We start from the raw sequence: 12,441 nt of genomic DNA, 5'->3' as shown, positions 1-12,441 counted from the left end.
CTCTCAATTTTTAAACATCGGTTTACTGGCAGGACCATCCTCCGTCCAAAATAGCGGTCTGTCCTGTTGTGTAGGATGACTGTGGCAGACAGAAGTACAGCACTGCAGCAGCCATCTCATCCGTGGTTCCCATTTTCCCCAGGGGGGTCTTATCCAGCACGTTCTTAAGGCGCGCCTCATCGGCCAGCAGGCCGGATACCATGTCCGTCATAACATAGCCGGGCGCTACGCCGTTTACATTGATCTGATAAGGAGCCAGGTCAATGGCCAGCGCCTTGATCATGGCCATCACAGCGCCCTTGGTAATACAGTATGGGGCAATGTTCTGCATGGCGGAAATGCCTCTCTGGGAGGTCATGAACACGATCCGTCCTCCTCCTGTCTTAGCCATCTCCCTGCCGCACGCCTGTGCCAGGAAATACCCCGCATCCAGGTTAAGATCAAAGATCCTGCGCCAGTCTTCCCTGGTAAAATCAAAGGTATGGCACCTGGGAAGAGCCATGCCTGCATTGGATACAAGGATGTCGATCCTCCCATATGCCTTCAGGGTCTCAGCCACGATCCGGTCAATATCCTCCTGCTTGGTAACATCCGCGGACACCGCGACCGCCTCTCCTCCTGCCTCCCTGATGGCTGCAACAGTACCCTCCAGCTTCTCCTTTCTCCTGGCCGCCACAACGATCTTTGCTCCGGCTGCCGCCAGGGTCTCGGCGCAGGCTGCCCCGATTCCGGTTCCTCCGCCTGTTACGATTGCTACTTTCCCCCCAAGGTGCTCCCTTGGGTCAACGCTGAACCAATTCTTACCCATATCGTCTATTCCTCCTTTATTGATAATCTAATAACCCCTTTTTCTGCCAGTTCCTTAGCCTGTTCCCCGGTATATCCCAGTTCTGTCAGCTGGTCCAGGGTATGCTCTCCCAGTACCGGCGGAGGCAGCGCCTCATCCAGGGACAGGGGAAGGTTTGACATTTTGTGGGGGATATTTGTCTGCAGTACCTTGCCTGTACCAGGGAAGGTGTGATACTCAATAAGCCCATTTTCCTGCTTTAATATATTGGAGACAGCCTGGTCCTTGTTCAGGACCGGAGCCATGCACAGGTCCTTGTCACCCAGCCATTCCTCCCACTCTTTCAGTGTTTTGGAAGCCATGATCCCTTCCATTCTGGCAAATGCTTCCGGCGCCTCATGCCTGCGGCACATCTGGACAGGCACCAGCTCCGGCGCGTCCGTAAGGCGGCAGAATTCCTTCCAGAATTTCTCCTCCACCATTCCGACCGCTATCTTCCCGCCATCGGATGTGTCGTAGATGTTGTAGCACACGGCCGGATACTCCAGGTCCTTGGCCTCCAGCTGACGCCCGTAAAAGTAATAGCGGCTGTCCAGCATACTGTTCCACCACACAAAGGAATCAAACATGGAAATGTCGATATAATTCCCCTTGCCGCTCACACTGCGCTGGTAAAGGGCCGCCAGTATGGCCTGGGCCGCCACCATTCCGCTGGCCAGGTCGCACAAATGCAGCGGGCTGGTCTTTCCCCCGTTCAGGGACAGGTATCCGGACTGGGCCTGCATGTTGATATCATGAAGGGCCTTCAGGCTGCTGGGATGAAACTGCCCGTATCCGGACAGGGAACAGTATATGATATCCGGCTTTATCTCCCTGATCTGCTGGTATCCGATCCCCAGACGGTTGGTGACCCCCGGCCTAAAGCTCTCCAGGATCACGTCAGCCTTTCTTGCCAGCCTGTAAAAAATTTCCTTTCCTTCGTCTGATTTCAAATTGACGGACAGGCTTTTCTTATTCCTGCCCAGTGCTGTAAAATAATAGCTCACCCCATTGATCCCGGGCTCATCATAGCGGCAGAAATCCCCCCTCGCCGTATCCTCCACCTTGATGACCTCCGCTCCCATGTCGGCCAGGACCTGGGTGGCGTATCCCCCGGGAAGGTACCGGGACAGATCCAGCACTGTCAGTCCTGAAAATTCGTTTTTTTTCATTGTTTCCATCTCCTGTTCTTCCCTATGCGGCTTTTGCCTGCTTTGCATACCGGTCTTTTACATACATAAGAAGGAAGCATACCACAATTCCCGCAACCCCCACTGCAATGGCAATGCTGTAGGCATTGGCATAGGAGGTGGCCATCACCGCCCCATCCGGTCCCAGCATCTTTGTCTTGGCCGCGATCTGGGGGCCGAAGTAAGAACCGGACGCATAACCCAAAAACATGATCCCGTAATTGACCCCGCTGTTTTCCATTCCAAATACCTTTTGTGTAAAAGGCGGGAAACAGACAAGGACTCCGCCAAAGGCAGCGCCGATAAATATAAGACAGACAATAAACATAGGGATTGTAAACGCATTTCTCATAACAAACAGGGACAAAATAGTGACCACAAGGATGATCAAAACCGTCTTGGCCTCACCCAGCCTGTCGCAGACACGGCCAAAGCCCATTCTTCCCACAAAGTTTGCCAATGCGCTGATACCAACGATCCATGAGGCAGCCGCGGTCCCCACCCCCAGCTGGGCCTGGGCAATCCCTGAAAGCGCGCCCACGAACATGATCCCCGTCATGCTGGCCAGACACATGAGCACAATCATCATCCAGAACCGCAGTGTTTTTAACATATCAAACGGTCCGTACTCCCGGTCCGCCTTTTCCGTGTTTGTGACAGAAGCAGGTATGGGAGGCGCCACCCAGTCCTTGCCCGGAACAGTCATGATCCAGCCCACTGCCCACACAAGAACAATGTAGGCTGCCCCGATCACCGACAAGCCCTTGGCTCCAAGCCCCAGTCCGTTGCACAAAATCTCCCCGAACCTGGAAGTCAGGAAAGGCCCTATGGATGCGGACATAAGCAGCAGTCCCGACATGGTCCCCTTCTTTTCCGGATACCACTTAAGGCCCGTGGCAACCGAGGAGTTGTAGATAAGTCCTGAACCAATTCCATTGACCACGCCGAAAAACAGATAAAACATGGGCACTGAGGTGGTGAGTCCTCCCACAAGCCATCCAAACCCATAAAGAAAGCCGCCCAGGTATATCACGATCCTTGGCCCGATCTTGTCAACCGCCCTGCCGGAAAAAATCCCAAGCGTGGCCGCAAACAGCTGCTGTATGGTATATGCAATGGATATCTGGCTGTCCGTCCCACCTGTGGCTTCCATGATGGATGCCTTAAACACGGAATAGGCCGAAATCCCTGCCGCCACAAAAATGACCACCCAGGCTGCTGCAAATACCTTCTTTCTTAAGCTGTAATCTTGTGCTGTTGCCATATAACACCCTCCTTTAATACGTTTTGTTATTTTTTTAACAATCACTGCTCAGATATCTCCCGGGGATTGCATTATATGCCAGGGGGTGGTATATTTGATGAACTGCAATCTTAGGTTGTCTTTATTATATAGCCGATTGTTATACATATCCAATTGATTGCAATGGTGGTTTCGTGCATGTTTAATAGGTATTTTCTATATGTGGACCTTTTCGTATATAAGTTATGCATTATTTTGTTCCATATTTTTGTCCATTTTTATATTATTTGCACATAATTTCAGCCGGCTTATCAGGTTTATTTTATGCTGTCATTTAAAGCAACAAAAAGCGCATTGGCAATCCCTCGCCAATGCGCTCTGTTTCTTCATATAAATATTTTGAATCAGTTCCCGGATAATATCCTTGCCAGTTCACTGTCCTGATTCAGGATAACGGTCTTGTTATCCCCCTTCAGGGAAGCCTTCAGGGCGTCCAGGGAGCGGACATAATTGTAAAAATCCGCCTTGGACTCATCATTGTAGGCCTCGCTGAGGATCTGCATATACTTTGCCTCGCCCTCGGCCTTGATCTTCTCAGCCTCCGCATCGGCCTTTGCTATGGTTTCCTTCACAGTCTTATCCGTCTCATTCTTAATCAGTGAAGACTGGTAGTCTCCGTCCGCCGTGTACTGGGCCGCAATGTTGTTTCGCTCAGAGATCATCCTCTGGTAAACCGATTCCTTGTTGGAATCAGGCAGGTCCAGCTTCTTGGTCTCCACGGCATAGATATGGATGCCGTAGGAATCCATGGCGCTTCCTATATTATCAGTTATGGTCTTAGCCAGGTCGCCGTCCCTGCCTGATATGATATCCGCCTGGTTGGTGGAACTCAGCACGTTCTTGATGGAGTTGTAGACCACATTCCCCAGCCTGACCTCTGCCTTTTCCTTGCTGGCATTTAGGGAGGAGAGGTATTTCACCGGATCGTTGATATCCCAGATCACAAAGGAATCCACGGTCATCACCTTTTTATCCTTGGTGGTGACATCGCTGGGGTACAGGTCGGAGATCATCTTGTACCTGGGTATCTTCTGCACAGACTGCAGGAAAGGCACTTTCAGGGATGGCCCCGCGGCCTCCTCCACCCGGACCACCTTTCCAAACTGGATGATCAGGCTGTATTCATTGGCCCTGGTCACAACGATCGGATTAAATATGGTGGCCACAAGCAGGATCACCACCACGATCCCAATATTTCTCATAAATTTTCCTAGGGTTTTCATTACCGGGCACCTCCGTTCTGATTTTCACTGACAAATGAATCCAGGGGCAGCATGGTCTGGGTTCCGTCAGAGCCATTGATGATCACCTTCAGGGTTGGCAGAAGCTCCTCCATGGTCTCATAGAACATCCTCTTCTTGGTGATCAGGGGATACTTTGCGTACTCCTCGTACATATCGTTAAAGCGGGACACCTGGCCTTCGGCTTCACTGATACGCTGCTGCCTGTAGGCTTCCGCGTCCCTGGCAGCCTTATCCGCCTTTGCATTAGCGGCCGGAAGCTGCTCTGACTGGTACTTCTTGGCCTCATTGATCTTGGTGTCCATGCCCTGCTTTGCGTCCTCCACTGCCTTAAAGGCATTGTTCACCGCCTCGGTGGGCGGTTCCGCATCCTGTATGGTCACATTGACAATGCCGATCCCTATGTCCTCCTGCTCCAGGCGTTCTGATAAGAGGGACTTTACCTTGGCCTGTATCTCGGACTTGCCCGTGGTGATCACCTCATCCACGCTGTAGGATCCCACCGTATCCCTTATATAGGACTGGGCCAGGTTCTTTAGAATGGAAATGGCCGTATCGCTGTTGATATATGCCTTGATGGGATCCACGATCTGGTACTCAATGTAAAAATCCACATTTACAAAGTTGAAATCCTTTGTGATCATCTCGGACTCAGAGGGCAGGGAGACAGGATTGTTCTCGCTGTCAGCCGGATACTCCGTATTATAATCAGAGTCATATCCAATGGGCATCCCTTTGATCTCCTTGGACATCTTATAAACCTTTTGGATAAATGGGTACTTAAACTTAGGTCCCGAGGTCATAACGCTGGAGGGCCTGCCAAAGGTGGTGAGCACCGCCATCTCGTTCTCAGACAGGGTATAGAAGGAATCCAGGGCCGCAATTGCCACAAATACCACTAAAATACCAAACTTAATGGGACGCAGCATACGCTTCATCTTCCGGTTGCCGTCCTCCCCGCTGTCAAAGACCACCTCCGGTCCTTTCTGCGGTCCTTTCTGTGAGCCTTTTCCTCCAAAGCCCACAAACTTTTTTCCCATGAAAAAACTCATATGTATCTCCTCTCTTTTACCAGAGCGTGTTGGAACATTGCTCTACTCCATTAATTGCAACAAAGTAGTTTCAGTATATCATAGGTTTCCCCCATGGAATAGATATTTTGTCTTTACAAATATTACAAATTACGGAATATCCAATTTACTCATAGGATAATACCTGGAATGTCCCTTTAGGAATACCGGTATTCCTTTTTCATACCTACTCATTTATGCCACGCCATGCTATCATATAGTTGTTAAATAAATAACATTAATTAACAACACTATTTCTCGTAAAAGGGAGGTTTTATCATGAGATTTACATTACCCAGAGATTTATATCACGGCGAACATGCATTGGATGCATTAAAGACTTTAACCGGAAAGAAAGCATTTGTAGTAGTTGGCGGCGGTTCCATGAAACGCTTCGGCTTTCTGGATAAGGTTGTGGACTACCTGAAGGAAGCAGGCATGGAGGTTCAGCTTTTTGAAGGCGTTGAACCGGATCCTTCTGTTGAAACCGTAATGAAGGGCGCAAAGGCCATGGAGGAATTTAATCCTGACTGGATCGTGGCCATGGGCGGCGGTTCCCCAATTGATGCGGCCAAGGCTATGTGGGCATTCTATGAGTACCCGGATACATCCTTTGAGGATCTGATCATACCGTTTAACTTCCCCACCCTGCGCACCAAGGCTAAATTCTGTGCGATTCCTTCCACATCCGGTACTGCCACGGAAGTAACCGCATTTTCCGTTATCACTGATTACAGCAAGGGAATCAAATATCCTCTTGCAGACTTTAACATCACCCCTGATGTGGCCATCGTTGACCCGGCACTGGCTGAGACCATGCCAAAGAAACTGACAGCCCACACAGGCATGGATGCCATGACACATGCCATTGAGGCATATGTGTCAACCCTTAACTGCGAGTATACGGACCCGTTAGCTCTCCATGCCATCGAGATGATTAACGAGTATCTGATACCTTCTTATAACGGAGATATGGAAGCCCGTGATAAGATGCACAATGCACAGTGTCTTGCCGGAATGGCATTTTCCAATGCTTTGCTTGGAATCGTCCACTCCATGGCTCACAAGACAGGTGCAGCATATTCAGGCGGCCACATTGTTCACGGTTGTGCAAATGCAATGTACCTGCCAAAGGTTATTAAATATAACTCCAAAGAACCTGAGGCCGCTGCAAGATATGCAAAGATCGCCAAATTTATCAACCTTCCTGGTACAACTGACCAGGAGCTGACCGATGCCCTCATTGCACGTATCCGTGAAATGAACAAGGAGCTGGATATCCCCACCTGTATCAGGGATTACGAAGGCGGCATCATTGATGAGAAGGAATTTATGGAAAAGCTTCCCGCCGTTGCCGAGTTGGCTGTGGGAGATGCATGTACAGGTTCCAACCCAAGGTCCATTACCCCGGCCCAGATGGAGAAGCTGCTTACATGCTGCTTCTATGATGAGGAAGTTACATTCTAATGCCCCCCAACGTGTTAGAGATATCTCTAATACACTCCATATAAACGGTTTGTTTTTACTGCCCGAAAAGAGGCGGAAGGGATTCGACCTTTCCGCCTCTTTTCACGTTGTTTTTTACATTGTTACCAACCGGCCCGGCCATGGTCCCGGCTCACCAGCAGACGTTCCATATAGCGCAGATATCCGCACAGCCCCACCACTAAAAACACCTCCAGGAAGCTGGTAATAAAACCCGCCATCAGGATCAGCACCAGGGAACATGCCGCCAGGATCCACATGATATTCCAGGCCCTGCGGTAGCGCGGTCTGTCCCTGCTGCTTAAAAAACGGAGAAAGCAAACAATACCCAATGTCAGAAGTATGGGGGATAAAAATGCCAGCAGCACATGAAGATGGGCTTTTATTGGATACTGCTGCGGAGTATAGGGAATCATAACAGCAGTGAGCAGAAATGCCGCAGCTGTGTACACAAAGCATTTTCCTGCCATATTCCTGTATCTTCCTATATGAAACAGGTACAGGATATAGATACAGTAATAAATGCCGGTGATAAAGCCCCAAAGGGCAAAGAGCAGCTTGTTGCCTGAGGTGTTGCCCAGCACGGACAGGTTCGTGGCGGTCCAGCTGTCAAGGGATGCCAGCAGTACCGTGGCGCCCGGTACTAAATAGATGGTAAAGAGATCGTATTTTCCTTTAAACCGCCCTGCAGCGCCTCTCATGGCCTTTGCCTCCTTATAGGATTTTCCCTTGCCTATAGGGGAGCTGCGGTGCACAGTCTTCCAAAACGGCAATAGGGAGCGGACTCGTTCTCACGAATGATCCGCTCCCTATCATTATCTGATAAAGCCTTTCATTTTACACTTGAATCATTTTCCTGAAAAGGATGCCTTAATCCATACCCTTCAGAAGTCTCTCCACGCTGGTCAGCTTTACGCACAGGGCAAACAGCTCAGATGCGGTAATCAGGTCGCCTAAAGGAGGATAGGTGGGAGCAATACGGATATTGCTGTCATGGGGATCCTTTCCATATGGATAGGTTGCCCCTGCAGGGGTCATCACAACGCCTGCCTTCTTACACCTGGCAACAATCTCCTTGGCACATCCGTCCATGGAATCAAAGGAGATAAAGTAACCGCCCTTGGGCTGTGACCACTGTCCGATTCCCAGTCCTCCCAGCTCTCTTTCCAGGATCTCCTCAACAGCCTCGAACTTAGGGCGCACAATGTCGGCATGCTTTCTCATGTGCTCCACCATGCCGTGGATATCTCCGAAAAAGCGTACATGGCGCAGCTGGTTTACCTTGTCATGGCCAATGGTCTGGTTCTTTAACTGTGCCTTGATATCCTCCAGGTTGTTGTGGGAGGTGGCAAGGGCCGCGATGCCCGAGCCGGGGAAGCTGATCTTGGAGGTGGAAGCAAATTTATAAACCATATCAGGGTTGCCTGACCGCTTGCACTCTGCCAGGATTTCAATCAGATGGTCCTGGTCATGGTCGTACAGATGGTGTACGCCGTAGGCATTATCCCAGAAGATCCTGAAATCAGGCGCAGCCGGCTCCAGCCTTGCAAAGCGGCGCACAGTCTCGTCTGAATAGGAATAGCCCTGAGGATTGGAGTACTTGGGCACACACCAGATTCCCTTAATAGTGTCATCGGAAGACACCAGCTCCTCCACCATATCCATATCAGGGCCCTGGGGAGTCATGGGCACATTGATCATCTCAATGCCAAAATATTCTGTAATAGCAAAATGCCGGTCATATCCGGGAACGGGGCAGAGGAATTTCACCTTATCCAGTTTGCACCAGGGGGTATTCCCCATGATACCGTGGGTCATGGCCCGTGATACCGTATCATACATAACGTTCAGGCTGGAGTTGCCATACAGGATAACAGTGGAAGGATTCACCTCCATCATGTCCGCGATCAGTTCTTTGGCCTCATCAATACCGGTGAGCACACCATAGTTGCGGCAGTCTGTTCCGTCTTCGCAGGTCAGGTCATCATTGCTGCTTAAAACATCCATCAGACCCATGGAAAGGTCCAGCTGCTCCACGCAGGGCTTGCCTCTGGACATATCCAGCTTCAGGTCCTTTCCCTGCAGTTCGCGGTACTGTGCTTTCAGTTCCTTGCGCAGTGCCAGAAGTTCTTCTTTGGTCATCTCTGCATATGGCTTCATAATATCCTCCTTGATACCCATCATATTCTTTTTTCATTAATCGGCCCGTATCTGAACCGTGCCTCAAAATTCGTCCGGCTGCCGGTGGTTTGCCATATGGTTTTGTAGTTACCAGGCACACATCTGTCAGCCAGTGGTTTACACATTCGTGCATTGTACACAAGCATACACCAACTGGAGCGTTCCGTCAATACAAAATTTTCTTATTACTAATAAAAGTTACGCTTATAAAGCTATTGTACTGAAAGAAATTCTTTTACGATCCGGTTGACCATGGCCGGGTCCGCCTTGCCTTTCATGGCCCGCATGGTCTGGCCCACCAAAAAGCCCATGGCCCTTTCCTTTCCGTTCTTATAGTCCTCCACGGACTGGGGGTTGGCTGCGATCACATCCTCCACTGCGCGTTTTAAGGCGCCCTCATCATTGACCACCTTAAGCCCGTGCTCCGTCACGTAAGCCCGGGGATCCACGTCATTCATGAATATTTCCTCAAACACGGATTTGGCCACGGTCCTGTTGATCTCTGATCCTTCCACCATGGCGATCAGGGCTGCCAGATTGGAAGGTGAGAACCGGATGTCATCTACATCCATCCCCTGCTCCTTTAACAGCCTCATGGCCTCCACCATCAGCCAGTTGGACACCTCCTTGGGCCTGTTACACAGCGCCACGGTCTCCTCAAACAGGTCAGCCATATGCTTGGAACTGGTGATCAGATCCGCGTCATATGCGGGCAGACCGTACTCCGCCATGTAACGGCTGATCTTTTCAGTGCGCAGCTCCGGCTGCTGTGCCCTGACGCGGGCGATCCACTCATCGCTAATGACAACAGGCGCCAGGTCCGGGTCCGGAAAATACCGGTAATCCTGGGCATCCTCCTTGGAGCGCATGGCCCTGGAGCTCTCTTTGTTGTCATCCCAGCGGCGTGTCTCCTGGATGACCCTTTTCCCCTCCTCCAAACGCTCGATCTGACGCTTTCTCTCCCCCTCAATGGCCCTTGCAATGGCTTTAAAGGAGTTAAGGTTCTTCATTTCCGTCCTGGTCCCCAGTTCACGGCTTCCCGCTTCGCGGACAGACAGGTTCACATCCGCGCGCATGGACCCCTCCTGCAATTTGCAGTCGGAGGCGCCCAGGTACTGGATGATCAGGCGCAGCTTTTCAAGGTAGGCAATGACCTCCTGTGCATTTCTCATATCCGGCTCTGATACGATCTCGATCAGGGGCACGCCGCTTCGGTTGTAGTCCACCAGAGAGCAGTCCTCCCACTCATCATGGATCAGCTTTCCCGCGTCCTCCTCCATATGGATCTCATGGATCCCCACCTTTTTTGCCACCCCTGAGGGCGTCTCTATCTCCACCCAGCCGTGGCGGCATATGGGCAGGTACAGCTGGGATATCTGATAGTTTTGGGGATTATCCGGATAAAAGTAGTTCTTCCGGTCAAATTTACAGTACTGGTTGATCTCACAGTTGGTGGCAAGGCCCACGGCCAGCGCATATTCCACCACCTGGCGGTTCAGCACGGGAAGGGAGCCCGGCATACCGGTGCACACCGGACAGGTGTGGGTGTTGGGGGCGCCGCCGAATTCAGTGGAACAGGAGCAGAAGATCTTGGTTTTGGTGGCCAGCTCCACATGGACCTCCAAACCAATGACGGTTTCATACTGTTTACTCATAATGTTCCCTCCTCCCTTGCTCCTCCCGCTGTCAGGGACGGAGCCGTAAAGTCGTGTGCGCTCTCATAGGCATAGGCTGCGCGGATGATATTCTTCTCCTTAAAGCAGTCTCCGATCAGCTGAAGGCCGATGGGAAGCCCTTTTGAATCCATCCCGCAGGGTACGGTGATGCCCGGGAGTCCCGCCAGGTTTACGGATATGGTATAGATGTCCCCCAGGTACATTTTTAACGGGTCCTTAAGGGATTCACCCAGCCGAGGCGCCGTGCCCGGGGACGCGGGGGCCAGGATCACATCATAGTTTGAAAACGCCTGGTCAAATTCCTTTTTGATCAGAGCCTTGGTGCGCAGCGCCTTCAGATAGTAGGCGTCATAGTAGCCGGAGCTGAGAACAAAGGACCCCAGCATGATGCGGCGTTTTACCTCCGGGCCAAACCCTTCGGAGCGGCTCTTCTTATACATGCTGTGAAGCCCCTCATACTCAGGGGTCCGGTATCCGTATTTCACCCCGTCAAAACGGGACAGGTTGGAGCTGGCCTCCGCGGAAGCGATGACATAATAGGCCGGGATCGCGTAATCCACCAACTGCAGGTCAAAGGTTTCCACCACAGCGCCTTTTTCCTTTAGCACATCCGCTGCCCGGAGCACTGCGTCCTTCACCTCACGGTCCAGGCCCTGCCCCAGATAGGGTTCCGGTATACCGATTCTCATTCCCTTTACGTCCTCTTTAAGAGCGGCGGTAAAATCACAGTCCTTCCGTTCAAGGGAAGTGCTGTCTTTTGTATCATGGGATGCCAGAACCTCCAGTATGGCTGCACAGTCCGCCACATCCTTGGCAACAGGGCCGATCTGGTCCAGGGATGAACCGTAGGCGATCAGGCCGTACCGGGACACGGTGCCGTAGGTGGGCTTGATCCCCGCAACACCGCAGAAGGAGCTGGGCTGGCGGATGGATCCGCCCGTATCAGATCCTAAGGCATAGAAGCACTCCCCTGCTGCCACGGCCGCACAGGAACCGCCTGATGATCCCCCGGGCACATGTTCCGTGTTCCACGGATTCCTGGTAACGCCAAAAGCAGAGGTCTCCGTGGTGCTTCCCATGGCAAATTCATCCATATTTGTCTTTCCCAGAATAACGGCTCCCGCCTGTTCCAGGTTTGAGACAGCCTGGGCCGTATAGGTGGGGATAAAGTTTCTGAGGATATTGGAACTGCAGGTGGTCCTCAGCCCTTTGGTGCACATATTATCCTTTACGGCCATGGGCACGCCTGCCAGCGGCCCTGTAAGGGCTCCGTCCTCGATCTTAGCCTGTACCGCGGCCGCCCTTTTTAGTGCGCCTTCCTCATCCACTGTCACGTATGCGTGGATGGACGCCTCCCATGCGCGGATCTGTTTTAAGGCAGCCCTGGCCGCCTCCATGGCAGTGACTTCCCCTGCCTGTATCTTTTTCCCCAGTTCCAGGGCAGTTAAATCAAGTATATCCATTGTCTT

At 51.5% G+C, this 12,441-nt stretch carries 10 protein-coding genes; 1 reads left to right on the top strand and 9 read right to left on the bottom strand.

Annotated features, from left to right (window positions below; genetic code table 11):
- Positions 1-22: 22 nt before the first annotated feature.
- The 5 genes from ABID13_RS02395 to hflK all read right to left on the bottom strand — a co-directional run bounded on the left by ABID13_RS02395 (position 23) and on the right by hflK (position 5,612).
- Entirely contained in the window at positions 23-808 is a 786-nt protein-coding gene (locus ABID13_RS02395) for an SDR family NAD(P)-dependent oxidoreductase (RefSeq protein ID WP_007860820.1), read from the bottom strand.
- 5 nt (positions 809-813) lie between these two features.
- Positions 814-1,998 (bottom strand): CaiB/BaiF CoA transferase family protein, encoded by a 1,185-nt coding sequence (locus ABID13_RS02390; protein ID WP_007860821.1) that lies wholly within the window; start codon positions 1,996-1,998, stop codon positions 814-816.
- 22 nt (positions 1,999-2,020) lie between these two features.
- Positions 2,021-3,280, bottom strand: a complete 1,260-nt coding sequence (locus ABID13_RS02385; protein ID WP_048929861.1) for an MFS transporter — start codon at positions 3,278-3,280, stop codon at positions 2,021-2,023.
- 383 nt (positions 3,281-3,663) lie between these two features.
- Entirely contained in the window at positions 3,664-4,542 is an 879-nt protein-coding gene (hflC, locus tag ABID13_RS02380; protein WP_007860823.1) for a protease modulator HflC, read from the bottom strand.
- Complete coding sequence (gene hflK, locus ABID13_RS02375) at positions 4,542-5,612, bottom strand: FtsH protease activity modulator HflK (protein WP_048929862.1); 1,071 nt, start codon at positions 5,610-5,612, stop codon at positions 4,542-4,544. Before hflK ends, hflC begins: the two co-directional genes overlap by 1 nt.
- 297 nt (positions 5,613-5,909) lie before the next feature.
- Between hflK and ABID13_RS02370 the strand changes: the two genes are divergently transcribed.
- On the top strand, positions 5,910-7,097 hold the full coding sequence (locus ABID13_RS02370) for an iron-containing alcohol dehydrogenase (protein WP_007860825.1): 1,188 nt from the start codon (positions 5,910-5,912) through the stop codon (positions 7,095-7,097).
- A 122-nt stretch (positions 7,098-7,219) separates the two neighbouring features.
- Here ABID13_RS02370 and ABID13_RS02365 read toward each other — a convergent pair whose 3' ends face one another.
- From ABID13_RS02365 to gatA, 4 genes are all read right to left on the bottom strand, one after another.
- Positions 7,220-7,816 (bottom strand): DUF998 domain-containing protein, encoded by a 597-nt coding sequence (locus tag ABID13_RS02365; RefSeq protein ID WP_007860826.1) that lies wholly within the window; start codon positions 7,814-7,816, stop codon positions 7,220-7,222.
- Positions 7,817-7,985: 169 nt separating this feature from the next.
- Positions 7,986-9,275, bottom strand: coding sequence for an aspartate aminotransferase type Ic (locus tag ABID13_RS02360; RefSeq protein ID WP_007860828.1), 1,290 nt, complete (start codon positions 9,273-9,275; stop codon positions 7,986-7,988).
- A 233-nt stretch (positions 9,276-9,508) separates the two neighbouring features.
- Positions 9,509-10,951: an Asp-tRNA(Asn)/Glu-tRNA(Gln) amidotransferase subunit GatB gene (gene gatB / locus ABID13_RS02355; protein WP_045092844.1), complete on the bottom strand. Its 1,443-nt coding sequence runs from the start codon at positions 10,949-10,951 to the stop codon at positions 9,509-9,511.
- Complete coding sequence (gatA, locus tag ABID13_RS02350) at positions 10,948-12,435, bottom strand: Asp-tRNA(Asn)/Glu-tRNA(Gln) amidotransferase subunit GatA (RefSeq protein ID WP_007860830.1); 1,488 nt, start codon at positions 12,433-12,435, stop codon at positions 10,948-10,950. Before gatA ends, gatB begins: the two co-directional genes overlap by 4 nt.
- Between the last annotated feature and the right edge of the window lie 6 nt (positions 12,436-12,441).

This window comes from Enterocloster citroniae (assembly GCF_040545455.1).
Classification (GTDB): Bacteria; Bacillota; Clostridia; order Lachnospirales; family Lachnospiraceae; genus Enterocloster; species Enterocloster citroniae.
This window is presented reverse-complemented; position numbering and strand designations above follow the sequence as displayed.

Coding starts and splice junctions, on each gene's coding strand:
- ABID13_RS02395 (WP_007860820.1), bottom strand. CDS start 808: ATGGGTAAGAATTGGTTCAGCGTTGACCCAAGGGAGCACCTTGGGGGG.
- ABID13_RS02390 (WP_007860821.1), bottom strand. CDS start 1,998: ATGAAAAAAAACGAATTTTCAGGACTGACAGTGCTGGATCTGTCCCGG.
- ABID13_RS02385 (WP_048929861.1), bottom strand. CDS start 3,280: ATGGCAACAGCACAAGATTACAGCTTAAGAAAGAAGGTATTTGCAGCA.
- hflC (WP_007860823.1), bottom strand. CDS start 4,542: ATGAAAACCCTAGGAAAATTTATGAGAAATATTGGGATCGTGGTGGTG.
- hflK (WP_048929862.1), bottom strand. CDS start 5,612: ATGAGTTTTTTCATGGGAAAAAAGTTTGTGGGCTTTGGAGGAAAAGGC.
- ABID13_RS02370 (WP_007860825.1), top strand. CDS start 5,910: ATGAGATTTACATTACCCAGAGATTTATATCACGGCGAACATGCATTG.
- ABID13_RS02365 (WP_007860826.1), bottom strand. CDS start 7,816: ATGAGAGGCGCTGCAGGGCGGTTTAAAGGAAAATACGATCTCTTTACC.
- ABID13_RS02360 (WP_007860828.1), bottom strand. CDS start 9,275: ATGAAGCCATATGCAGAGATGACCAAAGAAGAACTTCTGGCACTGCGC.
- gatB (WP_045092844.1), bottom strand. CDS start 10,951: ATGAGTAAACAGTATGAAACCGTCATTGGTTTGGAGGTCCATGTGGAG.
- gatA (WP_007860830.1), bottom strand. CDS start 12,435: ATGGATATACTTGATTTAACTGCCCTGGAACTGGGGAAAAAGATACAG.